The following is a 26007-nucleotide window of genomic DNA, read 5'->3' as shown; positions in this document are numbered from 1 at the left end:
GCACAATTCCCGATGGAAAACTCATTTAGATCAAGACTTACCGAGTTAGAAAAAGCACACGAGGCTTTAGTTACCCGCAAAAACGAAAAGCAGCCGCTGGGCAACGGCGTTTACGACCGCTATGCATACCCCGTCCTGACGGCACAGCATGCCCCGCTGTTCTGGCGTTACGACCTGAACCCGGAGACAAACCCCTATCTGATGGAGCGCTTCGGTATTAATGCAGCCTTTAACGCGGGCGCCATTAAGCTCGACGGCAAGTACCTGATGGTGGTGCGCACCGAAGGCCTGGACCGCAAGTCTTTCTTTGCGGTAGCCGAGAGCCCGAACGGCGTTGACAACTTCCGGTTCTGGGATCACCCGATCACGATGCCGGAAACGGACACCCCGGACGTGAACGTGTACGACATGCGCGTAACGCAGCACGAGGACGGCTGGATCTACGGGGTGTTCTGCACAGAGCGCAAAGACCCTAACGCTCCTGCCGGCGATGAGTCTTCGGCCGTGGCGCAGGCCGGCATTGCCCGTACCCGCGACCTGAAAACATGGGAGCGCCTGGCAGATTTGCAAACACCGTCGCCACAGCAGCGCAACGTGGTATTACACCCGGAGTTCGTAAATGGCAAGTATGCTTTCTATACCCGCCCGCAGGATGGCTTTATTGACGCTGGCTCTGGCGGCGGCATCGGCTTTGGCTACGCTGATAGCATCGAAAACGCCGTCGTGGAGAAAGAGCACATCCTGGATGCCAAGCAGTACCACACCGTGTATGAGGTGAAGAACGGACAGGGACCTGCTCCTATCAAAACAGACAAAGGCTGGCTGCACATGGCACACGGCGTGCGTAACACCGCTGCCGGTCTGCGCTATGTGCTCTACATGTTCATGACCTCCCTGGAAGACCCCATGCAGATAACCCACAAACCGGCGGGCTACTTTATTGCCCCTGAGGGCGAGGAGCGCGTGGGTGACGTATCAAACGTGGTGTTCAGCAATGGCTGGATAGCAGATGAAGACGGCACGGTGTTTATTTACTATGGCTCTTCTGACACCCGCATGCATGTAGCCACTTCTACAGTAGACCGCCTGCTGGATTACGTGGTCAACACCCCTGCCGATAACTTCCGCTCAGCGGCATCTGTGCAGCAGTTGAACCAGCTGATCGATAAAAACCTTGCCTTTACAGGCGCTAAAAAAGAGGAACTGGCAGCAAGTTAACAAGAGCTTTCATGACTTCCTCTGAAGAAACTACCCTAAGGGACACTCTCACAGCATACCGGGCAGAGGCTGCGACAGAACTGGCAAACATCGCCAGCTTCTGGAAGGCGAATGCCCTGGATCGGCAGCACGGCGGCTTTATCGGCCGGATGGATCATACTGGCAAGGTACACGAGGATGCGCCCAAAGGGGCCATCCTCAACGCCAGGATCCTCTGGACCTTTTCGGCCATTTACCGTCACACGCAAAGCGACAGCGATCGTCAGATGGCGGACAGGGCGTACCATTACCTGCTCGACCACTTCGTAGACAAAACCTATGGCGGCGTGTATTGGTCTGTGGATGCGGAGGGCAAACCGCTGAGCACCCGGAAACAGATCTATGCCCTGGCCTTTGCTATTTACGGCCTGAGCGAGTACTTCCTGGCCACCCAGGAGGCGACAGCCCTGGAAGCGTGCCAGGAACTGTACCACTGGATCGAGACCCATAGCTTTGACCCGGCGCAAGGCGGCTACCTGGAGGCATTTAGCCGAGAGGGCGTTTTGCTGGAGGACCTGCGCCTGAGCGAAAAGGACCGCAACGATCCGAAAACCATGAACACGCACCTGCACGTGCTCGAAGCCTACGCCAACCTGTACCGCATCTGGCCGGACAAGCACCTGGGGCAGCAGCTAAAAGCCTTGATTAAGGTCTTTCTGGAGCGCATCATAGATCCGCAAACCGGGCACATGGTCTTGTTCCTGAACGAGAACTGGCAGCCCACGGCAGACCTGGTATCTTACGGACACGACATAGAAGCCTCCTGGTTGTTGCAGGAAGCGGCCGAGGTGTTAGGGGACAAGGAACTGCTGCATCAAGTAGAAAAAGTGGCGGTGCAGATGGCCGAAAGCAGCAAGGAAGGGCTTCAGCCCGATGGCAGCCTCTACCACGAACTGGACCGCCAGGCACAGCATTACGACAAGCACCGCGAGTGGTGGGTAAGCGCCGAGGCCATGGTGGGTTTCCTGAACGCCTATCAGCTTACAGGTCAGGAAAGCTTCCTGCACGATTCGATCAAGGCCTGGCAGTTTGCAAAAACGTACCTGCTGGACCGCCAACAGGGCGAATGGTTCTGGGGTGTGCACAACGACTACAGCCTGATGCAGGCGGAAGACAAGATCGGCTTCTGGAAATGCCCTTACCATAATGCCCGCGCCTGCCTGGAAGTCATAAACCGATGCGAGGCACTCTTCACGTCGACTGTACAACCTAAGTAAGCAGTTAATTACTGCCATCACGGAAAAATGCCAAGGCCACAGCGTTCAGCCCTGTGACCTTGGCATTTTTCTTTTAAGCAAAGCCCGCTTAAAATCTCCGCGCAACCAGCGCTTCCAAGCGATTTCAGAGGCCCGAATCCTCACAAAGCTGCTATTTTTTCTGCATGGGTCAAGGCTCAATCCCCCCTCACCAACCAGCCGCACCACCCCTACCCGAAGGCCGCCCGTACAGCCACTGTTGTTGCTACAAGACTTATGCTTCTCGTTATCAACAAGTAAGCATAGCAATTTAGCACAGCCTTTCTCAGCTTAAATCAAAAATTGCACTCTAATACTGTGTTGCAACAGCAAACAAACACAGAAAGGAAAACTTTTGATAAAATAGTATTATGATATATACAATTAAAGTTGCATCTTTGATGTGTAAACAATGGTGAGTATCTGATCACTTTGTGTAACTATTGTCTATGTAAAACTAAATATTAGTGGTGTTTTCGTCCTATTCCTGTCTCATGGTAGACTTTTACACAAACCGGTAGTTAAATAAATTTCATTATTTAACTATTGTTTGATAAAATAATACACACTCTTCACAGAAATAAGCGCGCGACACACAAGAAACTTAGTAGCACATATCCAATTTTAACATAAACATCAAATAATCAGCAAGTATAGCTTCTCCGGCCAGTGTTGTGACATTGTTTACACGCAAAGCATCAACTTTTTAATTAACTCTAAGTTTGAGTATGTCTAATCATAAACGTTTTACTTATTTGGATTTGTACCGTAAGTACACCTCTCCAAAAAGAGTACTTACCTCCAAACTAGCCGCGGTTCTGCTCACGACCAGCCTTTTCCAGGCACAGGCAGCCCAGGCGGGTACGGTGGCACTGCCGACACGGTCGCTTGCAAGCCCGTACACCAGCCATGTGCAGGTACAGAAAGTAACCGGTGTTGTAACGGATGCCAGCACAGGCGACGCGCTGCCGGGTGTTACGGTGCTGGTAGAAGGCACCACCACGGGTACAGCCACAGGCATAGACGGGGAGTTCCAGATCCCGGTGTCTAACCCGAACGCCACCCTGGTGTTTTCTTTTATCGGCTACCAGACACAAAAGGTACCGCTAAACGGCAGGACGGCCGTAACCGTGCAACTGGGCACAGATGCACAGGCCCTGGAAGAAGTAGTGGTGGTAGGCTACGGCACGATAAAGAAAAGTGACCTGACAGGAGCTGTGTCTACCGTGGAAACCGAAGAGATCCAACAGGTGGCGACAGTGGATGTAAACCAGGCCCTACAGGGAAAAGTGGCCGGTGTGCAGATTACCCCGAGCTCCGGCGCACCCGGCACGGGCGCGAAGGTAAGGATCAGAGGTATCGGCTCATTTGGTGCCAGTGACCCGCTTTATGTAGTGGATGGTTACCCGGTCGGCAGCATTGACTTTCTTTCTCCAAATGACATTGCCTCCATGGAAGTGCTGAAAGACGCATCGGCGACAGCTGTTTATGGTAACAGAGGCGCCAACGGGGTGATCATCGTGACGACCAAGCAGGGCAAAGAGGGCAAGCCTACTTTCAACTTTAACATGTATGCCGGTATCCAGAACCCGTGGAATAAGTTAGACCTGACGAACGCGGCGGAGTATTCTGAACTGTACCTGGAAGCATACACGAACGATGGCATTGACGTAACGGACCCTAACCAGTTTAACGCGACGAACTACGCCATCCTGAAAAATGCGATCGACAACAACCTGGAGGGTACTGATTGGCAGAAAGCGATTACAAACAGAAACGCCCCCATCCAGAACTACAATTTCTCTGTAAGCGGCGGAAGCGAAAACTCACGCTATAACGTGTCGGCCACTTACTTCAACCAGGAGGGCACCGTCCTCAACACAGGTATGGAGAAGTTCCTGATCAGAGCGAACAACGACTATACCTTTAACAGCATCTTTAAAGGAGGCTGGAGCCTGAATTACGTAAACGCCAACTTTAACAACTACCAGATCAACCAGTACTCCGGGGTGCTTCCGACGGCAACTGTTACGTCGCCACTGACACCTGCCTGGGACCCTGTTACAAACAACTACGGAGAGGCCACCCGCTTTAGCACGGGTTTCAACCCACTCCGCCTGGCCAACGAAACAGAAAACCTGACTACGCAGCAGAACCGCGTGGTGGCTACCGTGTACGGCGAGGCCGAGTTGACCGACGGCTTAACTTTCCGCTCTACCTTCGGTGGTGATGTTAACTTCAACAAGATCAGAGAGTACTGGCCTGAGTTCGTCATCAACGCGAATGAGCGAAGAACGCAGAGCAGCCTGTACGATGAAAGGCAGAACGGCTGGCAGTGGACCTGGTCTAACGTGCTTAACTACACGAAGGACTTCGGCGAGCACCGCATCAATGCCATGCTGGGGCAGGAAGCACAGACGCAGTTTGCTGACTACGTAAACGTAACAGGATATAACATCCTGAATGATCCGACCCAGTTTTATGTGGGCGCTGCAAAACAAACCGCTTTCCAGGCGGGTAGCTTTGCAGAAGAAAGCAGCCTGTTCTCCGTGTTCGGGCGCTTAAACTACAGCTACCAGGGCAAATACCTGCTGACGGCCACGCTGCGTCGCGATGCCTCTTCTAAGTTTATCCCGGAAAACCGCGTTGGCTACTTCCCTTCCTTCTCTTTGGGGTGGAACGTAGTGGAGGAGTCTTTCCTGCAGGATGTTACCTGGCTGTCTAACCTGAAGCTAAGAGCAGGCTATGGTGTAGTGGGTAACCAGAACATCTTGTCTGCCACCTCTACCAGCTATGTTGTGCAACCGCAGCAGCGCTATGTATTCGGCGGTGAGCCTGTGGAAGGCAGAGCGAATACGACGCTCCGCAACGAAGACCTGGTGTGGGAAGCATCTACCATGACGAACTTTGGTGTGGATGCCGGCTTCCTGAACAACAAGCTTAACCTGTCGTTGGAGTACTTTGACAAGAGAACCCGCGATCTGCTCGTAACAGTACCCATTCCATCTTACATTGGTGCGCTTGCTCCGGTTGCAAACGCCGGCGACATGCTGAACAGAGGTTTTGAGGCAGCCCTCAACTATCGTCAGAGCGAAGGCGACTTCCGTTATGACTTGGGCGTGAATGCTTCTTTTATCCAAAACGAAGTCCTGAACCTGGGTGGTGGCGAGGCCTTTACCGCTGCCAATGTAGACAGGCTGGGTAACGTAACAAGGTTCAAGGAAGGGGAAGAGTTTGCCTACTTCTACGGCAGAAAGACAGACGGTATCTTTAACAGCCCGGAAGAGGTTGCCTCTTATGTGTACACGAACCCGGAGACAGGCGAGACAAACCTGATCCAGCCAAATGCACAGCCTGGTGATGTGAAGTTTGTGGACCTGAACGGCGACGGTATGATCAACGACCAGGACAGAACGAAACTGGGAAGCGCGATGCCAGACTTTACCTATGGTTTCAACGCCTTTATGGAGTACAAGAACTTCGACCTGAAGATCTTCTTCCAGGGTGTTTATGGAAACGAAACGGTGAATGCCATGTCTGTATTCACAGAGAACCCACAGGGTATCTTTAACTCGTACAGCTCACGCCTGGACAGATGGACGCCGGAGAACCCGAACACAGATGAGCCACGCATGACGGCGACAGACCCGAACGTGAACATTACCTTCTCTGACCGCTACGTGGAAGACGGCAGCTACCTGCGCCTGAGAAACATTCAGCTGGGCTATACCTTGCCCGAGAGCCTGACAAGCAGAGTGGGTGTGAAAGGCCTGCGAGTGTATGTTTCTTCTGACAACCTGTTAACCTTCACGAAATACACCGGCTACGAGCCAGAGGTAGGTGACCTGTGGAACAACCCCTTCTACTACGGTGTCGACATGGCCACTTATCCGCAAGCCAGAACGTTCATCGGCGGCTTAAACGTTACTTTCTAATTATTTTACTTGCGTATGTTTTTCAAAATGAGATTTATAAAACACGTACTACCCATCCTCGGCTTAGCTTTTGTGAGCCAGGCCTGTGAGGACTTCCTGGAGAAGGAGCCACTGGGGGTAGAAACAGACAAGACTTTCTATCAGGACGCTGATAACGCTGTGCTGGCGGTAAACGGCATCTACGATGCGGTTAGCTGGGATGCAGGGGGGATCATCGGATCAAGCAACACCTTTGAGTGGATGTACGGCGATGTGCTGTCAGACGACGCGAAGAAAGGCAGCACGACCGGTGACTTTATCGAGGTAAAGCAGATGGAGCGGTGGGAGACCTTAACGAACGCCTCCATCCAGTCCAGTACCTGGAACAACATGTTCACGGCCGTGCACAGGGCGAACCAGGTGCTCTCTTATCTTCCTACTTCTTCTATCGATGAAGAGTTGAAGACAAGACTTTTAGGAGAAGCCCATTTCCTGAGAGCATACAGCTACTTTAACCTGGCGATCAAGTTTGGTGGCCTGCCGCTGATGGAAGAGCCTGTTGCCCCTTCGAAGTGGGGTAAGGTGCCAAGAGCTTCTCTTGCCGAGACCTTTGCCTTTATCGAAAATGACCTGCAGCAGGCTATCGAGATGCTGCCAACCCGAAGCGAGTTTGGTGCAGCCGACTTAGGCCGCGCGACAGAAGGCGCTGCAAGAGGTTATCTGGCCAGACTTTACATGTACGAGTTAGGCACAGACAACGCCAACGGCGTAACCTGGCAGGACGTGTACGAGCAAACCAATGCCATCATCAACTCTGGCCAGTACGCTTTATTCAACAACTACGCCGGCCTGTTCGAGATGGAGAACGAGAACAACGTAGAGTCTATCTTCGAGATTCAGTTCTCCAGCGGCGCTACCGGTTGGGGTCCTCCTAAAACCGGAACAGCGAACAACGTTATCCAGAACAACCGCTCTACCTGGGGCTGGGGCTTCAACAATCCGACGGTGGACCTTGTAAACGAGTTTGAAGCCAGAGACCCGCGCTTACCGGTTACAGTTTATACAGACGGTGACATTGTGGTGGGCGAGTTGCAGAAGATTGACTACCCTGGATCCAACGAAACAGGTTACCTGAACAGAAAGGCCTTTGTGGAGCCAGGCTTCAGGCCAAGCGACGCGCAGAACAGCCCTAAGAACATCATTAAGTTGCGTTATGCTGATGTTCTTTTAATGCAGGCGGAGGCGGCTTATCACCTGGGCAACGAAGGAGAAGCGCTGGCGCTGGTAAACCAGGTACGTGCACGTGCCAGAAAGAGCACGAAGCCAAAGGGCTCCACAGCCGAGGGATCAACGGCCTACGTGCCTTATGAAAACCTGACGGGGGTACTGCCTGATGTGTCTGCTTCGGGCCAGGCCTTACTGGAGGCGATCTGGCACGAGCGCAGAGTGGAGCTGGGCATGGAAGCCATCCGCTACTACGACCTGGTAAGAACCGGCAGGTACTTTGACGCACTGGTGGAGAAATACTCTGAGGAGGTAAAAGCCAACGCGCAAAGACACGCTATCTCCGGCTCTGTTAACCCAATCCCGGTACTGCCAATTCCGATTAATGAGGCACAGGCCTGGGGACTGGAGCAGAACCCTGGTTACTAAGCCCTGTTGTATGATAAAAGAAAAAAGCTGGTTCTATAACCAGCTTTTTTCTTTTCTTTACACAGCATAGCTGCGCTGTATAGCCCGCTACAGGAGCTAAAGCAGGCGTGGGCCTTTAGGAATTTAAAACGAAAGCAGCATAAGATGAAAAAAGCACTTATAACCATTCAGTTTGTCATCGCCTTAAGCCTGAGTATTGTGAATGCAGCTTCGGCCGTTACCCTACCGGCCATTTTCAGTGACCATATGGTGCTGCAGCAGAACGCTGAGGTGATCATCTGGGGCTCGGCCAAGGCCGGGGAAGAAGTAACCGTTACCGGCAGCTGGGACAACAAGTCCGTGACCACCAAAGCCAATAACCTGGCCAAGTGGTCGGTAAAACTGAATACGCCCCCCGCAGGCGGCCCCTATACCGTGACGGTGAAGGGCTACAACACCATCGTGATCAACGACGTGCTGACGGGTGAGGTGTGGCTTGCCTCCGGCCAGTCGAACATGGAGTGGTCTGCCGCGGCAGGCATTGAGAACGCCGAGCAGGAAATCCCCAAAGCCAACTACCCTGCTATCCGTTTCTTCAGCGTAGTGCATCAGACGGCCGATGGCCCGCAGCTGGACGTGAAAGGCGAATGGGTGGTGAGCACGCCGGAGACCATGAAGCACTTCAGCGCGGTGGCCTACTTCTTCGGGCGTGAGTTACACCAGGAGCTGGGCGTGCCGGTAGGCCTCATCAACAGCAGCTGGGGCGGTACACCCGGCGAAGTGTGGGTAAGCCCGGAAACCATTGCCAAAGACCCGGTACTAAAGGAGGCCGCCGCCACGCAGGAAGAAGTACAGTGGGGCCCGGTACAGCCAGGCAAGGCGTACCATGCCATGATCGCCCCCCTTATCCCCTACCGCATTGCCGGAGCGCTCTGGTACCAGGGCGAGTCGAATACCAATGCCCCGGAGGCCTATGCCACTTTGCTGCCTGCCCTGATCCATAACTGGCGCAGTGAGTGGGGTTACGAGTTCCCTTTCTATTTTGTGCAGATCGCCCCCTATAAAGACTATGGCCCTCAGGCAGGTGCTATCCTGCGCGATGCGCAGCGCCGTAGCCTGAAAGTACCGAACACCGGCATGGTCGTGGTCAGCGACATCGGCAACAACGACGACATCCACCCCAGAAACAAGATCGACGTAGGCAAGCGCCTGGCCAACCTGACCCTGCACAAGACTTATGGGAAAACGGAGCGCCCTGCCTCCGGCCCGCTTTACCGCGAGATGAAGGTGGAAGGCAGAAAAGTAAGGCTTTTCTTCGACTATGCTGACCAGGGCCTGGTAAGCAAAGGCAAGGAACTGACAAACTTCCAGATCGCCGGCGAAGACCGCCAGTTTGTGGATGCGAAGGCAAAGATCGAGGGCAACACGGTGGTGGTGCAGGCCAAGTCTGTCAAGAACCCTACCGCTGTTCGTTTTGAGTGGCGCAACGCCGTGGAGCCAAGCCTCTTCAACAAAGCCGGCCTCCCCGCCTCCTCTTTCCGCACCGATAACTGGCCTATAACGCAAGAGCAGGCAGAGGCTAAAAAGTAATGGCGTAAAAAGCAAAAGCACTAGAGAAGTAAACTTATAGCAGGGCTGATGCCCTTGTTTTTCAGAGGCTGGTTATCCGTTAAAGGGGTAATCAGCCTCTTTGCTTTTAAGCTGCACCAAGTCTTTGCCTTCGCTTGGTGACTATTTAAAGCACATGCCTCAAAGGCATATCTGTCTGCTCTAGGGTTAACATAGGCATTTACCGCTTGTTTGCGTCTTTCGCCGTCAACATAACGCAACAGCTCTTCCAGCTAATTCAAAGTAAGAGCACCAAAAGCTTTACTATCCTGTCATCTCGTATCCCGTAAAAATCTTTTGGGATTCTGCCTAGATCTCCCAAAGATCGGGGCGACAGGTATGGTGGCCTGTCTCTTATTCGCCCCTCACCGTACCAAGAAAAAATGAAAGTCTAACCGACGAGGCAAAAAGTTTACAAAGAGCATATACCGCCCTATGTATAGAAAAGCTCTTTGCAAGGTAATCCCCCAACGACTAGTTCTCTCTTACTTATAATGTGGAGGCCGACTTGCCTGCTCCGCAATTTTGTCGGCGATCACTTCCCACTGTTCTTCCTGTAACAAGTGCTTGGCCGGGAGCTTCAACACCTCTTCCAGCCCGGCTGCTTTCTTTATTTCCTCCCCGTAACGATCATAACGCAAACCTGGGTCTTCTGCTCCCCAAATAGCCTGCACCGGATAGGGCACGTTCTGTACAGCCTGCAGGCAGAGGTCCCGGTACTCCTCGGAGTGGTCGAAATTGTGCATGATTTTCAGGAAGGCTTTCCCGTCGTCTTCGCGCTTTAAAAGGTCCACGTAGGCGTAAATTTCCTCCTTGCTGGTCTTATCCGCATTCGACACGCCCATGGTATCAAACGCCAGGCGCCAGGTTGTATGTGTAATAGTCGCTAGCTCGGCTTCGTCCAGAAGGGGCTTTTCCAAAGGACGCATGGGGAGCGGCTTCTCAAAATTCACCACGTCTATCCAGGTGTTCAGAATAGTTAGCGATAGGATTTTGTCCTTGTTCTGTGCCGCCAAAGCAAAGCCGATGGGGCCGCCGATGTCGTGCACCACCAGGTGAAAGCGGTCTAAGTTCAGGGCTTCTGCTGCCTTGGCAAGGTACCGGGCAAAGTTTGGGAAGGAATAGTCAAAGTCCTCGGGCCTATCAGCGAAGCCCAGCCCGGGCAGGTCGATACTGACGCCTCTGAACCCTTTGTGTGCCAGGTTCCAGAGCACTTTCCGGTACAGAAAAGAGGAAGTCGGCACCCCATGCAGGCACAGGACAGCCTCCCCGTTCCCATAGTCCAGGGCAAAACTTTGCACCCCATCTACAGAGAAAAACCTGCCCGACATCCGGTGCTTCTTTATCACCTCATCTACTGATTCAAAATCTTCCATAGCTCCTACGTTTGGTTAGCTTAGGTGTACGAAAGCATGGGCTTTAGGATGAGAAAAGGCAGGCCCACAAGCAAACAGGAAGTGCCAAGCAACTTAGGCAAATAGTTGCGGCAGCTGCTCGATCAGAGTATAACCTCCCATCAGGGCCATCACTAACACGACTAAGACGCCAAATATGGTTAGCAGGACAGGATGCCGGTACGTGGTCCCCATCACCCGTTTACTATAAGCCGCCACGAGGATAGTGCCTAAAGTAATGGGGAGAATTAGGCCGTTCAGAGCTCCTGCCAGGATAAGCAGGCGGACCGGCTTACCGATGGTGACAAAGATAAGCGTAGACACCACGATGAAGGCGATGATGAGCCAATTCTCGTTCTGCGCGATGCTTTTATGAAAGGATTTCAGGAAAGACACAGAGGTGTAGGCGGCACCGATAACAGAAGTGATGGCCGCTGAGAGCATAACGACACCAAAAAGCTTGTAGCCAACCGTTCCGGCTGCCAGTTGAAAAACAGACGCAGGCGGGTTCTTCGCATCCAGCGCCAGCCCCTGGCTCACCACACCCAGCGCAGCCAGGAAAAGAAAGATACGGATAATGGAAGCAACCGTAATGCCCGATACAGCACTGGTGTTCACCTGTGGCAAAGCATCCTCTCCTTTTATCCCTGCATCCAACAGCCGGTGCCCTCCGGCAAAGGTAATATAGCCGCCCACCGTGCCACCGACCAACGTCACGATGGCGATCACATCTACTTCGGCAGGAACAAAGGTGCTGGCAACAGCCGCCCCTACAGGCGGCGCAGACGTAACGGCGACATAAACGATCAGCAGGATCATGAGCAGCCCCATGATCTGGGCAAAACGGTCCATTACTTTGCCGGCCTCTCTTACAAGAAACACCGCAATGGCAATGGCCGCCGCAACAGCGGCCCCCAGCTCTGCAGAAACCCCGAACAGCACATTAAAGCCAAGACCTGCACCGCCAATGTTGCCAATGTTAAACGCCAGGCCACCCAGCACGATCAACGCCGAAATAAACAGGCCGAGTCCCGGTAAAACCGTGTTGGCAATATCCTGTGCCCGCTTTTGAGACACCGCAATCACCCGCCACACGTTCAGCTGCACACCGATGTCCAAAATGACAGAGATCAGGATCACAAAGCCAAAGCTAGCCCCCAGGGCTTGGGTGAATACGGTAGTTTGTGTCAGGAAGCCGGGACCGACGGCGGAAGTAGCCATCAGGAAAGCGGCTCCCAGGAGCACACTCCAGTTTTTCTTTTGCTTCATTTGTTTAGCTATGTCTCGCCTGCACTTGTATGCCTTCGGCGGTGAGCACCTCCCGAATATGCTTGGCGAACGCTAGCGCATGTGGGCCATCGCCGTGAATGCAAATGGTATCGGCCTGTATCGCTACGTCTGTCCCTTGCTGCGATAGCACTTTCCCCTCTCTTACCATGCGCACCACCTGCTGTACAGCCTGCCCATGGTCCTGGATCAGGGCATCCGGCCGCCTTCGGGAGGTGAGGGTGCCATTCTGCTGATAGGTACGGTCGGCAAACACTTCGTTTGCCGTCTGAAGGCCCAGTCTTTCCCCTGCTCTAACCAGTTCGCTGCCTGCCAGGCCGTATAAGATCGCTTCGGGGAAAACCTTGTAAACAGCCTCGGCAACAGCCGCTGCCAGTTCTTTGTTTACAGCCGCCATGTTATATAAGGCACCATGGGGCTTTACATGGTGCAGCCTGCCTCCTTCTGCCTGTATAAAAGCCCATAGCGCACCCACCTGGTAGGCCACCATGTCAAAAGCCTCTGCCGGGGATACCGCCATTTCGCGCCGGCCGAAGCCTGCCAGATCCGGGAGCCCGGGATGGGCGCCCAAAGCCACCTGCTGCTGTAGGACTAGCCGTACTGTTTTGCGCATCACAGACGGGTCGCCCCCATGAAAACCACAGGCAATATTGGCAGAGCTAACATAGGGAAGTATCTCTTCGTCGTTTCCGATGCGGTATGCACCAAAGCTCTCTCCTAAATCACAGTTTAAGTCAATAGAAAGGGGGGTGTTTAGCGCCATGCTTTTATCTGTAGAGCACGCTTTACCTGCTCTATGCTTTTTTCCTGGTTCATGTACAACTGGTGCGCCTCGTCCAGTGATACTTCCGTGAATCGGACAGACTTGCCGGGGGGCACCTGTGCTAACTTAGAGAAATCGGCTGAAATAACCTGAACAATACGTGGATATCCCCCTGTCGTCTGGTGGTCGGCCATCAGTACAATCGGGTTTCCCTCCACGGGCACCTGTACCGTACCGAAGGAGACGGCACTGGAAACTAACTCTGCTTCCTCCTTTAAAGCCAAAGTCATCCCAAGCAAGCGATACCCCATGCGGTCGGATTGAGGAGTTACCAGAAACTTTTCGTTCCAGATGTAGTTCTGGCTGTTCTCCGTAAACTGGTCATACTCAGGACCTTTTAAAGCGCGGATGGTTGGGTTTTCTTCATAGGCCGGGAACAAGCGGGGATCGAACGTAAAAGCTACCTGTGCATGGGTTTTGCCTATGGCGCTGTCTGTCAGCTCTGCCATTAGCTGCATGGCTTTAGGTGTTGGCCCTTTACATGGCACCAGATCCCCGGCCTTCAGGGCACGTCCTCCGAAGCCCCCTACCCCGGCACGAAGATAAGTAGCATAGCTGCCCATTACTTTGGGCAAGTCGAAGCCCCCGGACACAGCCAGGTAAGCGCGACATCCTTTTACAGGCTTCCCAAAGGCAAGGGTGCTTCCTTTTCGCACCAACACAGGCCGCCACATTTTTACAGGCGCATCGTCTATAGAGGCACTTAAGTCCCCGCCTGTTAACGCCAGAAGCACATCTTCCTCAAAAACGATCTTAGGCCCCATCATGGTAATTTCGAGGGCTGCCTCATTTTCCTCGTTGCCAGCTAAAATGTTGGCGATGCGCAGGGCTACAGCATCCATGGCACCACTCACCACCATGCCGTCTTTCTGATAGCCGTGCCGGCCTGTGTCCTGTATCGTGGTTAAAAGCCCGGGGCTGATAATTTTCAAACTCATTGGCCCTGCTCCTTTCTACGCTGATATTCCTCTTCCGAAATGGGCACAAAACGAATGCGGTCACCTGCCTTCAGCAGGCTCGGGCATTCCCTGGCCGGGTCGAAAAGTGAAAGAGGGGTACGGCCGATCAGCTGCCAGCCCCCTGGGGTAGCGATAGGGTAAATCCCCGTCTGCTTTCCTGCTATCCCCACGGAGCCCGCCGGGATACTCGCTAGCGGTGTTTCTTTGCGCGGGGCAGCAATGCGGGCGTTCATCCCACCCAGGTAGGGGAAACCAGGGGCAAAGCCGATCATGTAGGCCTGGTAATCCGTGCTGGCATGGATCGCAATCACTTCTTCAGGCGTTAGGGCATTGTGCGTCGCCACAAACTCAAGGTCCGGTCCGTACTCCCCGCCGTAGAGCACCGGTATCTCCACAACCCGTTCCACTTGTTTCTTCACCCCATCCCCGGAAAAGAAGAGCATGGTCTGAATAACAGACGTCACTTTTTCGTAAGGGTCCAGGCTTCCTCTCTCACTAACGACCCAAGGGTTATAGTAAATGGTAACCGTTGTAAAGGCGGGCACATATTCCAGCATACCGGTAAAAGGAAACTGTTCCAGGTAAGCTGCAAAGGCCCTTACTTTTGCGTGTGTCTTATCGTTTATCTCGTGCCCCAGTTGCACCACAATGGCTGTGTCGCCAAGAGGGTAGAGCCTGAAGGCTTGCATGCTTTTCTTGTTCATACTTAAGCGTGGCATCCTGTTTATAACCGGAGCCTTTTCTTGTACGGGTTGTGTCTACGTAAGTAAATATAATTTTATTATCTCCCCAAGCCAGGTCATCCCTCAGGCGGTGTAGCCCTGCCTAGTGCAATAATTCCAACCGGTTGGGGTTTCTTCTTATGTTATCGCTATCTTTAAATTTGCTTTTTGCTTATAGTTGAATTAAGGCAAGAGGGTTACTTTCTTGCGCTGTTTGTACTTTTATTCTGCATGAAAAACATAAAAGGTCTTAAAAGCGGCTTACTGCTGCTTGCTGTTGTTGCCACTTCTGCCTGCAATCAAAAGATGATTACTTCTAATCCTGCCCCGGTTGCAACTGGCGTATCCAAAGCGCTGGCTGCCTATAGGAAAGCGGTACTGGATGATGTTGCCTATGATCTACATTTCATCATCCCGAACAAAAAAGAGGCTCCGATCCAGGCGTCTGAAGTCATTTCTTTCAACCTGAAAGAAAGCAGTCTCCCCCTGCAAATCGACTTTAAGGAAAAGACGGATCATCTGAAGCAGGTAAAGGTCAACAACAAAAAAATCGACATAGTACATGAAAACGAGCACCTCGTTATTCCTGCAAAGTACTTAAAGAAAGGGCAAAACAAAGTAGAGGTTCAGTTTGTGGCGGGCGACCTGTCGCTCAACCGGAACGAGGACTACCTTTACACCTTGCTGGTGCCTGACAGAGCCCGCACCGTATTCCCGGTCTTCGACCAGCCTAACCTGAAGGCCACCTTCAAGCTTTCCTTAACCATTCCGGAAGACTGGAAGGCACTGGCCAACGCGCCGTTGCAGGACTCCACTGTTAGCATGGGCACCAAAACGTACCACTACCAGAACTCCGACACCATCAGCACCTACCTCTTCTCGTTCGCAGCGGGAGAGTTTGACCGTATCAGCAGAAACGTTGGCGGCAGGGAGATGAACTTTTACCACCGCGAAACGGACAAAAGTAAGCTGGCAGAAAGCCTGGGCCCCATCTTCCAGATCCATGGTGATGCGCTTGCCTTTATGAGCGATTATACCTCAATCCCCTACCCTTTCCAGAAATTCGATTTCATCGCGATTCCCGATTTTCAGTATGGGGGCATGGAGCACGTAGGCGCTATCGACTACAAGGCATCTACGCTCTTCCTCGACGAAGGAGCCACAAAAGACCAAAAAGTATCCCGCTCCAGCCTGATTGCCCATGAAACAGCGCACATGTGGTTCGGGGACCTGGTAACGATGCAGTGGTTCAACGATGTGTGGATGAAAGAGGTATTTGCCAACTTTATGGCCGATAAGATCACACAGGTAGCCATCCCCGACGCCAGCTATGACCTCAAGTTCCTGACAGACCACTTCCCGGCTGCCTATGGGGTTGACCGCACTGCGGGTGCGAACCCCGTACGTCAGCAGTTGGACAACCTGCAGGACGCGGGTTCTATGTATGGGGCCATTATTTACCATAAAGCGCCGGTAGTAATGCGGCAACTGGAGCGCCTGATGGGCGAGGAACAGTTTAAGCAGGGCCTGCAGGAGTACCTCAAAAAGTACGCACACGGCAACGCTTCCTGGCCAGAGCTCATCGAGATACTGGATCCCCGCACACCGCTTGACCTCGCCTCCTGGAACCAGGTATGGGTAAATGAAGCAGGCAGGCCTCTGTTTGACTACCAGGTAGAGACGGAGCAAGGCAAGATCAAGTCCTTTACAATTACCCAGAAAGGGGAAGATGGATCGGACCGCCTCTGGCCACAGCTCTTTGAGGTGGCCCTGGTGTACCCTGACCGCGTGCAGGAGCTGACGGTTAACATGGACGAAAAAGAAGTGGAACTGGAAGGCGCCGAAGGAGAAGCCGCACCAAGCTTTATCCTCTTCAACTCCACGGGTCTGGGATATGGCGTGTTTCCTGTGGACAAGCAAATGCCGCAAGAAGTGTTCTCTTTAGAAAACCCGGTAGCTCGTGCTTCAGCCTACATCAACCTGTATGAAAACATGCTCAATGGGCGTTCCATCACGCCTACACGGTTGCTGAACCTGTACCGAAGCGGGCTAAGCCAGGAGCAAGAAGAGTTGAACTTAAAGCTAATGACAGGCCAACTGAGCACTATTTATTGGGACTTGCTAAAGCCAGCCTCGCGGGAGCAAGTGGCTGCGCAACTAGAGCAGGAACTATGGCAGGCCATGCAGCAGCACACTTCTGCCAATGCGAAAAAACTCCTGTTCAAAACCTATCAAAGCATCGCCTTAACCAAGCCAGCGCAGGACAGGCTGTACCAGATCTGGAAGAAACAGCAGGCACCGGCTGGTGTAAAACTCACCGAGGACGATTATACCTCACTGGCCCTGGCCCTGGCCGTGCGCGACTACCCGGCCAACAACCTGCTAGGGGAACAGCTTGCGCGCATCCAAAACCCAGACCGCAAAAAGCGCCTGGAGTTTATGCTACCGGCCCTCTCGGCAGATGAGCAGCAGCGGGACACTTTCTTTGCTTCCTTAAAGAAGCCGGAAAACCGGGAAAAGGAGTCGTGGGTGCTGGCCGCCCTAGGTTACCTGCACCACCCGCTCCGTACCGCTACATCCGAGAAGTACCTGCGGGAAAGCCTGGACTTATTGGAAGAGATTCAGCTGACAGGCGACATCTTCTTCCCATACTCCTGGCTGCAGACCACCTTCGGCTCTTACCAAAGCCCGGAGGCAGCACAGACCGTGCGTACCTTCCTGAAGGAGCATCCGAACTATAACCCGAAGCTGAAAGCGAAGATCTTACAGGCAGCTGATGGGTTGTTTCGTGCGGAGAAGTTGCTGGAAGGAGAGGAAAGGTTGTAAAAGCGGGTACCACAGCCTATCCCAGTTATCTACACTAGCTTAAGAAAAAGGCTCAGTAGCTTATCAGATAAGCTACTGAGCCTTTTTCTTAAGCTATCTATTTACATCCTCTCTATCAAAAGGCATAACTCGTGACGCCTCCGTCTATGAAGAGATTCTGCCCGGTGATATAACTGGCCCCTTCTGAACAGAACATGAGGGTAGGGGCCACTAACTCCTCCAACTGGCCCAGTCTGCGCATAGGTGTCCTGCGCTCCAGCAGGCTTCTGAAGTCGTTATTCTCCAGTGCCTGCGCATTCAGAGATGTTTTAAAGAACCAGGGGCTGATGGCGTTGACCGTTACGCCTTTGGTGGCCCATTCATTAGCCAGCTGCTTGGTTAGCTGCACCACGCCTGCCTTGCTCGGCCCATAAGGAGTACCCGAGGCCAAGGTTAAGGAGGAGGCAACAGAAGCTACATTCACAATGCGTCCGTAGTTCTGCTCCACCATGTGCCGCCCCACTTCGCGCGACATCAGGAAAACAGACTTGAAGTTCACGTCCATTACCTTGTCCCACTCCTCTTCCGAAAGCTCCAGGGCCGTTTTTCGAACACTTGTCCCTGCGTTGTTGATCAGGATATCCAGTTTACCGAAACGCGCCAGGGCTTTCGCCACTGTTTCTTTTACAGAAGTGCTGTTCGTTACATCGCACACCAACGGAAGGGTTTCCACTCCTGTTTCCTGTGCGATTTCATCGGCCGCTTTTCTCACCTCCTCTTCCGTTCTGGCCACTACTACCAGACTAGCTCCGACACTAGCCAATCCTTCAGCCAGCGCGCGGCCAATACCCCTGCCTCCTCCCGTTACAAGCGCGACTTTTCCGCTCAAGTCAAAGTTTGCTTTTATCATCGTACGTCTTTCTTTTCTTTAGGACACAATCACTATTTTACCGGTTGTATGCAGGGTCTGAATCTGCTGCAGTGCCTCGGCTGTTTCATCCAGATTATAGGTCTCACTCACCCGCACTTTCAGTTTCCCAGCATCCGCCAGCTCCCGCAAGTGGTCCAACTGGCTGGAATTAGGCTCCACGAACACGTAAGAAAAGTCTATATGCTTGTCCAGGTCTTCTCCGTGGTTCAGGATAGAAACCAGCTTGCCGCCAGACTTTAAGGCTTTCAGGCTTTGCTGTAGCGTATCCCCGCTTACACAGTCAAAGAGCAGGTCTACTCCCTCCGGGGAGACCTCTTTCACGGCCGCTCCCACGTCTGTGTCCTTGTAGTCGATGGTATGATCCGCGCCCAGCTCTTTCATGAAGGAATGATTTTTCTGGCTGGCCACGCCAATTACTGTCGCCCCCTTTTCTTTTGCCAGTTGGATGCCCAGGCTACCGACTCCGCCAGAGCCCCCTAAGATGAGCACTGTCTGCCCTTCCTGTAACTGCCCGGCATCATACAGGGACTGGTAAGCCGTTAGCCCTACCAGGGGTATGCCGGAGGCCTCCTCCCAGGAAATGTTCTCCGGTCTCTTGGCCAAGTAGCTTTCAGGTACTACAACGTACTCGGCAAAGGTCCCGTGCTGCACCATAGGGCGGCGGGCGTAGGCGTATACTTCCTCCCCTACCTTAAACCTACGGGCACTAAACCCCCTGTCCTCGATAACACCTGCCATGTCCCAGCCGGGAATGACCGGAAAGGTATAGGGAAGAAAGTCTTTGAGATAGCCTTGCATCACAGCGGCGTCTACCGGGTTTACACCGGCTGCCTTTATCCGTACCAGCACCTCCCCTTCCTTCAGTTCAGGCACGTCCGTAGTTGTCACCTTTATCTTTTCTGTGCCGCTAAACTCCTCGTAAGTAGCCGCTCGCATCTGCTTCGTTTGTTTTGTCATAGCGCTTCTGTTGTTCATGTTTTTGTTCTCCGCATGGAAGAGCGTTACCAGTGTTTACTTCAAAGGAGAGCCGTTTGTTAAGAAAACGGGAACAACACCCTTAACCAAACACGCGCAGCGGGGCTACCGGTACAGGAGGCGGATGACCTACACAGGCCTCATGAATTATAAAGCCCATGAAACGTGCTGGCATAGAGCGCACGTACATTAAAAAAACACTATAGAACTACATGGCTCCCTTTGCGCTAACCAAGAAATATAAGATAAACAGGAACAGGCCGACGATAGGCGTAACGGGTCCCGACAGGGGAGGCGGTACGGCCTGGGCCTTTACGGCACTGGCTGTCATGATCGCCGGGGGCTGGCCTGTGCGCATCACACCCAATAACCCACGCACAGCGGACGGCCTGCAGGCCCTGATCATCGGGGGCGGCGCCGATGTGGACCCCAGTACTTACCAGCAGGATAACGTGCTGGACGAATACCTGCAGCGTACGATCCGTGAACCTAAAAAAAACATATTTCAACGGATAGGTAAGTTTATCAGCTGGCTTTATTACCCTGCCGTATTTCTGATCCGCCGCATGCTCAGCCGCAAACAAGGCTGGACGATAGACCCGGACCGGGACCACCTCGAATTCCAGTTAATTGACCAGGCAGTGAAAAAGGGCTTACCCGTGATGGGCATATGCCGCGGCTCACAGCTCCTGAACGTTTATTTTGGCGGCACCCTATACCAGGACATCAATACTTTTTACCTGGAGGAGCCCAACCCCTCCAGCGTTTTCCCTGTTAAGCGGGTATACCTAAAGCCGGGGAGCAAGCTGGCAAGAATCCTTGGGATGCAACAACTGGAGGTGAATGCCCTGCACCACCAGGCGGTAAAAGAGCCGGGAGACAACATTCAGATCGTAGGGCAAGAGCCTAACGCGATCGTGCAGGCCATCGAAAACATAAAGCAGGATTACATCGTGGGGGTGCAGTGGCACCCGGAGTACTTACCCCAGTTCAAACAACAGCGCCGTTTGTTTCAGGCCCTGGTACAACATGCCCGGGAAGTGCAGTTGCAGATCGAAGACACCGACATGCAGGAAGCCCTTGCCTCCCCTAGAGCCCAGGTGCTGGTGGACATGGAGGAAAAAGAGAAACAGCTGTTGCAGGAATTTACCGACAGGTACAAAGTTAAGTGAAAGCGCAGGCCTGCTTAAAGTGTTCCCTTTTAGATTTCCCATGCTTTGCTGTGCACATCCAGATACCTTCTCTCCCTCCCTGTTGCACAGTGCTTTTAACAGCTTCAGATTAGCACAGTTGCATATAGCCGGACTGCCGGGCTCCCTTTATTAACGTTAACCTATGCAGTGATTTAAGGGTACAACTTATGAGTATAAAACCACTATTGTATCACTGAAGCTATGAAAGAGTACAACGAACTTAATAAACAGTACATTAAAGGGGAATGGATAGACGGCAGCGCTGACTACAGCGTAGAAAACCTAAACCCTTACGACGAATCCGTTCTGAATACCTTTAAAGGAGCCACTACAGCGGATGTAGACCGGGCCTTTGAGGTAGCCAAGGAAACGAGTAAGTCCTGGGCCGACGAAAACCCGGATGTAAAGCGCGGCATCCTGCTGAAAGCGGCTCAAATCCTACAGGACAGAAAAGGAGAATTTGTGGATTGGCTCGTGAAAGAGGTAGGCAGTACCCAGTTAAAAGCAGCCATTGAGATCGATCAGACCTATGATATGCTGTTGGAGGCTTCATCTTTCCCTACGCGCATGCGGGGTATGATCACGCAGTCTACCGTACCGGGCAAGGAGAACTATATTTTTAGAAAACCACTGGGCGTGGTGGGCATCATCAGCCCCTGGAACTTCCCCCTTTACCTGTCCATGCGCTCTATTGCGCCAGCCATTGCCGTAGGGAACTGTGTTGTCGTAAAGCCTGCCTCGCAGTCTCCGGTAACGGGTGGTACCATCCTGGCAAAGCTGTTTGAGGAGGCTGGCCTGCCAGGAGGCGTGTTCAACGTGGTGGTCGGAAAGTCCAGCGTCATCGGGGACTACTTTACAGGGCACCCTGCCTCTAAGCTGATCTCCTTCACCGGCTCAACCCCTGTTGGCAAGGGCATTGGCCGCATAGGGGGCGAGGGCCTCAAAAAGCTGGCTTTGGAACTGGGAGGTAACAATGCCTTTGTCATTCTGGACGATGCAGACGTGGACCGGGCGGTAGACGCCGCTGTGTTTGGCCGATTCATGCACCAGGCCCAGATCTGCATGTCCACCAACCGCATTCTGGTGCATGAGAGCCTGGCAAGTGAGTTTACCGAGAAGTTCATCGCCAAGGTAAAAAACCTGAAAGTAGGCGACCCGCGCGAAGAAGGCACTGTTGTAGGGCCACTGATCGACAACAAGGCAGCGAAGCGCGTGGTAGACCTGGTACAACGTACCGTAGATGCCGGTGCCAAACTGGCGCTTGGCGGGAACGCAGAAGGAAACGTAGTACAGCCAACGGTGCTTACCGGGGTAACCAGGGAGATGCCTATCTTTAACGAAGAAGTCTTTGGCCCGGCTGTGGGTATCATTACCTTTAAAACCGATGAGGAAGCCATAGAACTGGCAAACGATACAGAGTTTGGCCTGAGCGGTGCCCTGCATACCAAAGACCTGCTACGCGGCCTGCAGGTAGCCAAGAGGGTTGACACAGGCATGATCCACATCAACGACCAGAGTGTAAACGACGAGCCACAAACACCTTTCGGCGGTGAGAAGAACTCGGGGGTAGGCCGCTTCGGCGACGACTTTATTATAGAGGAAATGACCACCGTGCAGTGGGTAAGTGTGCAGGTAAAACCAAGAGACTATCCTGCTTAACAGCCCCGCAACAGCTATCAACCAGGAAGGCCTGCTCTAGTTTAAGAGCTGGCCTTTTCTTTAACCTACGGTCAGAGGGTACCTGGGCGTAAGCGGCCGCTTGTGCTTGTTTCTGCTTTCATACCGGAGAGGCACAAGTGGCCGCTTGCGCCAATGGAAGTCGGAAAAAATTGCCAAGAGTATGTGACACAATGTGTCACTCCATCGTTTTATGTGAAACGGTTTCCTCCATAGGAATATTCACATGCTTCCTGCCAACAATCAGGCGGTTACCGGTATCATAGGTAAAGTAGCTCCACATCCAGTTCATGAGCACCACCAATCTGTTGCGGAAGCCCACTACTGAGATCAGGTGAATAAACATCCAGATAAGCCAGGCGAAAAAGCCCTGCGTTTTGTATTCTTTGTTGAGCAGCTTCAGATCGGCCACCGCGTGGTTCCTGCCGACGGTGGCCATGGAACCCTTATCATCGTACTCGAACGGCTCCAGGGGCTTGCCTACGATCAGGCTTTTCAGGTTCTTGCCCAACAGGCGCCCCTGCTGCAGGGCGGGTTGCGCCAGCATCGGATAGCCCCGCGGGTGTTCTTCCGTGAGCATGGCTGCAATGTCACCAATGGCGAACACGTTGTCATAGCCATCCACCCGGTTATACACGTCAACTTTTAGCTGGTTGCCGCGCAGCAGGCTTTCTTTACGGATACCAGGAATGGGGTTACCGGTTACTCCCGCGGCCCAGATGAGGGTGCGCGTAATTAATGTTTCGCCGGTATCCAGTGTTGCTGTATAGCCATCGTAAGACTGCACCCGGCGGTTCAGCCACACTTTCACGCCAAAGTCCTCCAGGTACTCCAACGCTTTCTGCGAGGCCTCTTCCGACATGCCTTTAAGTAACTGGGGGCCGCTTTGGATCAGGTAAATATCCATCTCCTTAAAATTAAGCTCTTTGTAGTCCTTAGGCAGGACGTGTTTCCGCAGTTCGCTTAAGGCCCCTGCCAACTCCACGCCCGTCGGGCCTCCGCCCACGATCACGTAGTCCAGCAGGCTGTTGTGCTGTTCCACCTCATCCGTCTGCAGGGCTTGCTCAAAGTTGTACAGAATGGTATTACGCAGCTCTGTGGCGTCGTTCAGGCTCTTCATGGAAATAGCATTCTGCTCCATCTGCTCATTCCCGAAAAAATTAGCGGTGGCTCCTGTGGCAATTACCAGGTAGTCGTATTTGATCAGGCCAATAGAGGTTTCCACCACCTGCTCTTCGGTGTCCACGTGGGCCACTTCGGCCAGCCTGAAGTAGAAGTTCTTCTGGCCCGCGAATATCTTCCGGAAAGGGTGCACGATAGAGTCTGCCTCTACCCCGGCCGTTGCCACCTGGTATAACAGGGGTTGAAAGGTATGGTAGTTTTGCTTGTCTATCAGCACTACCTGCACATCCGCATCACGCAATGATTTTGCCAGTTCGATCCCCGCAAAGCCTCCCCCTACTATTACAACACGGTACTTTCCGGTATTCGCTATTTTGGCATAGTTTTCCATGAGATCTGGTTTGTTGTTTTAAATATAAGGGCTATAGCTGCACAGCGTCCTTTAAAAAGAAAAAGGCACAGCCCTGCCAAGGTACTGTGCCTTTTGTCTCAGGTTTATTAACCTTCCAGGCCTTGTTTCACCCATTTAGCTACTGTCACGGTACGCTTCGCCTGGTGTATGACAGCAGCGTGCGTTTCTGAGCTTAAGCCGCCTTCCTTGCCCGTTGTTGTCGCACTGGTTCCGTAAGGGTTACCTCCTGCCGGGAAGAGCGCCTGGTCCGTGTACCCCGGAGCGGCTACGATGGCTCCCCAGTGGTGCATGGTGGTATACAATGCCAGTAAGGTCGCCTCCTGGCCCCCATGCGGGTTTTGGGCGCTTGTCATAGCGCTTACTACTTTGTTTGCCAGTTTCCCCTGGAACCAAAGCCCACCGGTGCCGTCGATAAACTCCTTCATCTGTGCCGGTATGTTGCCGTAGCGGGTAGGCATGCTGAAGATAATGGCATCGGCCCATTCCAAATCATCATGAGACACCTCTGGCACATCCTTGGTCGCCTCCATGTGCTCCTTCCAGGCCTGGTTCTGCTCGATAGCTGATTGCGGGGCCAGTTCCTTTACTTTCAAGACCCTTACTTCAGCACCAGCCTCTTTGGCACCCTCCGCCGCCCATTGTGATAACTGGTAGTTTGTTCCTGTCGCGCTGTAGTAAATTACTGCAAGTTTTACGTTTGCCATAGCTTTTATAGTTAGAAATGTTTTACAAGCTTCTCTTTTTCTTTCCTGGCTAGAAGGACTTTCCTTACCCCAGAAGAAAAAGCGTACTGCACAGGTGCCTTTTTTGTACAGATTAACTTGTACGGATTAAGGGTATAGCTGTTCTCTTCAACTAAACCGCACCTGATGTGGCTTGTCTTAACGACTGGTGTTTGCCTTTCGAAGCGGGTGAGCAGGTTTACATAATCCCTTCCCTTACCGGCTGTGGCTGATCCTGTGCCGCCACGTAGAGCGTACGGGTTGGGTAAGCGAACTCAACGCCCATCCGATGAAACTCCTGAAATATGCCCAGGTTTATTGCCTGCTGCACATCCATGTACTTGTTATAGTCCGAGCTGAGCACATAGTACACCACCTCGAAGTCGAGGCTGGAGTCGCCATAGGAGGCAAAGTGGGCACGGTCGAACTCCACCAGGTCCTGCTGCTGTACCACGGCCTTCAGCACCCCGGGGATGCGCTGCACCAATTCGTATGGGGTCTGGTAAACGGCACTTACCTTAAATAGTACCCGGCGGCGCTGCATGCGCTTGTAGTTGTGGATGCGGGAATTGGTCAGGTCGCTGTTCGAAAAAACCAGCTGTTCCCCGGAAAGGCTTTTAATACGGGTGGTTTTAATGCCCACGTACTCTACCACCCCCATTTTCTGATCGATGATGATAAAGTCCCCCACCTCAAAAGGTCTGTCGAAAAAGATAACGAAGTAGTTGAAAAGGTCACCGAGGATATTCTGCGCAGCCAGGGCCACGGCTATACCTCCAATACCCAGACCAGCGATTACCGTAGTGACGTCATAACCCAGGTTATCGAGCAGGAACACGATGCCGATGAACCAGATGATCACGTTCACGATAAGCATGATGCCATGCAGCTGTTTGACCTTCTCTTCGCCATTTTCCTGCTCCCTTACATACGCCTGTAAGAGCAGCAGCACAGTGGCCGACACAAACCGGATGACCAGAACCGTGACGATCACGGTGGTGGCAATCTGCAGTATGTTCTCCACCCGCTCAGAAAGCACCAGGTAATTAATCCCGATGTAGACGATGCTGACGTAAATGGCCGGTATGCCGTAGCGGTCCAGGCTCTCGACCACGTAATTGTCAAAATTAGTGTCCGTTCTGTCCGCCCATCTGATCAGCCTCGCCAGCACAACATGTTTAAAGGCTCTCACAATCAGTAGGCCCAGAAAAACTAGCCCGAAGGTAACGAGGTAATCCTGAACCGTGTTATCATAATAAACCCGCTCTAATACTTCATCAATTTCAAATACTTCCTCCAATCTCATTTATAGGTATTCATTTATGTCCAACAAATTCAC

At 52.8% G+C, this 26007-nt stretch carries 18 protein-coding genes; 8 read left to right on the top strand and 10 right to left on the bottom strand.

Annotated features, from left to right (window positions below; translation table 11 throughout):
* Window positions 1-12 precede the first annotated feature (12 nt).
* From CHB92_RS17005 to CHB92_RS16985, 5 genes are all read left to right on the top strand, one after another.
* Window positions 13-1218, top strand: coding sequence for a glycoside hydrolase family 130 protein (locus CHB92_RS17005; RefSeq protein WP_089320433.1), 1206 nt, complete (start codon window positions 13-15; stop codon window positions 1216-1218).
* Between the two features lie 11 nt (window positions 1219-1229).
* Window positions 1230-2474: an AGE family epimerase/isomerase gene (locus tag CHB92_RS17000; RefSeq protein ID WP_089320432.1), complete on the top strand. Its 1245-nt coding sequence runs from the start codon at window positions 1230-1232 to the stop codon at window positions 2472-2474.
* 746 nt (window positions 2475-3220) lie between these two features.
* Complete coding sequence (locus CHB92_RS16995; protein WP_089320431.1) at window positions 3221-6427, top strand: SusC/RagA family TonB-linked outer membrane protein; 3207 nt, start codon at window positions 3221-3223, stop codon at window positions 6425-6427.
* A gap of 27 nt (window positions 6428-6454) precedes the next feature.
* On the top strand, window positions 6455-8059 hold the full coding sequence (locus CHB92_RS16990; protein WP_179223085.1) for a RagB/SusD family nutrient uptake outer membrane protein: 1605 nt from the start codon (window positions 6455-6457) through the stop codon (window positions 8057-8059).
* Window positions 8060-8203: 144 nt separating this feature from the next.
* Window positions 8204-9628, top strand: a complete 1425-nt coding sequence (locus CHB92_RS16985) for a sialate O-acetylesterase (RefSeq protein ID WP_089320429.1) — start codon at window positions 8204-8206, stop codon at window positions 9626-9628.
* A 503-nt stretch (window positions 9629-10131) separates the two neighbouring features.
* Here CHB92_RS16985 and CHB92_RS16980 read toward each other — a convergent pair.
* The 5 genes from CHB92_RS16980 to pxpB all read right to left on the bottom strand — a co-directional run bounded on the left by CHB92_RS16980 (window position 10132) and on the right by pxpB (window position 14813).
* Entirely contained in the window at window positions 10132-11022 is an 891-nt protein-coding gene (locus CHB92_RS16980) for an alpha/beta fold hydrolase (protein WP_089320428.1), read from the bottom strand.
* Between the two features lie 93 nt (window positions 11023-11115).
* Window positions 11116-12309, bottom strand: coding sequence for an NRAMP family divalent metal transporter (locus tag CHB92_RS16975; protein WP_089320427.1), 1194 nt, complete (start codon window positions 12307-12309; stop codon window positions 11116-11118).
* Window positions 12310-12313: 4 nt separating this feature from the next.
* Window positions 12314-13090, bottom strand: coding sequence for a LamB/YcsF family protein (locus tag CHB92_RS16970; RefSeq protein ID WP_089320426.1), 777 nt, complete (start codon window positions 13088-13090; stop codon window positions 12314-12316).
* On the bottom strand, window positions 13081-14088 hold the full coding sequence (locus tag CHB92_RS16965) for a 5-oxoprolinase subunit C family protein (protein WP_089320425.1): 1008 nt from the start codon (window positions 14086-14088) through the stop codon (window positions 13081-13083). The genes CHB92_RS16970 and CHB92_RS16965 overlap by 10 nt, the downstream gene beginning before the upstream one ends.
* On the bottom strand, window positions 14085-14813 hold the full coding sequence (gene pxpB / locus CHB92_RS16960; protein ID WP_089320424.1) for a 5-oxoprolinase subunit PxpB: 729 nt from the start codon (window positions 14811-14813) through the stop codon (window positions 14085-14087). Before pxpB ends, CHB92_RS16965 begins: the two co-directional genes overlap by 4 nt.
* Window positions 14814-15062: 249 nt before the next feature.
* Between pxpB and CHB92_RS16955 the strand changes: the two genes are divergently transcribed.
* The gene (locus CHB92_RS16955) at window positions 15063-17657 is read left to right on the top strand and encodes a M1 family metallopeptidase (protein WP_089320450.1); all 2595 of its coding nucleotides are present in this window, start codon (window positions 15063-15065) and stop codon (window positions 17655-17657) included.
* A gap of 115 nt (window positions 17658-17772) precedes the next feature.
* Here the strand turns inward: CHB92_RS16955 and CHB92_RS16950 are convergent, their stop codons facing one another.
* Window positions 17773-18546, bottom strand: coding sequence for an SDR family NAD(P)-dependent oxidoreductase (locus tag CHB92_RS16950; RefSeq protein ID WP_089320423.1), 774 nt, complete (start codon window positions 18544-18546; stop codon window positions 17773-17775).
* Between the two features lie 18 nt (window positions 18547-18564).
* Window positions 18565-19542, bottom strand: a complete 978-nt coding sequence (locus CHB92_RS16945) for an NADP-dependent oxidoreductase (RefSeq protein WP_245842672.1) — start codon at window positions 19540-19542, stop codon at window positions 18565-18567.
* A gap of 212 nt (window positions 19543-19754) precedes the next feature.
* Here CHB92_RS16945 and CHB92_RS16940 point away from each other — a divergent pair, with 212 nt between their 5' ends.
* Window positions 19755-20714, top strand: coding sequence for a gamma-glutamyl-gamma-aminobutyrate hydrolase family protein (locus tag CHB92_RS16940; protein WP_089320422.1), 960 nt, complete (start codon window positions 19755-19757; stop codon window positions 20712-20714).
* A gap of 222 nt (window positions 20715-20936) precedes the next feature.
* Complete coding sequence (locus tag CHB92_RS16935) at window positions 20937-22394, top strand: aldehyde dehydrogenase family protein (RefSeq protein ID WP_089320421.1); 1458 nt, start codon at window positions 20937-20939, stop codon at window positions 22392-22394.
* A gap of 196 nt (window positions 22395-22590) precedes the next feature.
* Here the strand turns inward: CHB92_RS16935 and CHB92_RS16930 are convergent, their stop codons facing one another.
* From CHB92_RS16930 to CHB92_RS16920, 3 genes are all read right to left on the bottom strand, one after another.
* Window positions 22591-23925: an NAD(P)/FAD-dependent oxidoreductase gene (locus CHB92_RS16930; RefSeq protein WP_089320420.1), complete on the bottom strand. Its 1335-nt coding sequence runs from the start codon at window positions 23923-23925 to the stop codon at window positions 22591-22593.
* A 107-nt stretch (window positions 23926-24032) separates the two neighbouring features.
* Window positions 24033-24650 (bottom strand): NAD(P)H:quinone oxidoreductase, encoded by a 618-nt coding sequence (gene wrbA, locus CHB92_RS16925; protein ID WP_089320419.1) that lies wholly within the window; start codon window positions 24648-24650, stop codon window positions 24033-24035.
* 217 nt (window positions 24651-24867) lie between these two features.
* On the bottom strand, window positions 24868-25974 hold the full coding sequence (locus CHB92_RS16920) for a mechanosensitive ion channel family protein (RefSeq protein ID WP_245842670.1): 1107 nt from the start codon (window positions 25972-25974) through the stop codon (window positions 24868-24870).
* Window positions 25975-26007: the final 33 nt, after the last annotated feature.

Origin of the sequence: Pontibacter ummariensis (assembly GCF_900188175.1) — a bacterium.
GTDB lineage: Bacteria > Bacteroidota > Bacteroidia > Cytophagales > Hymenobacteraceae > Pontibacter > Pontibacter ummariensis.
The sequence above is the reverse complement of the archived record's forward strand: the minus strand, read 5'-3'. Positions and strand labels throughout refer to the sequence as shown.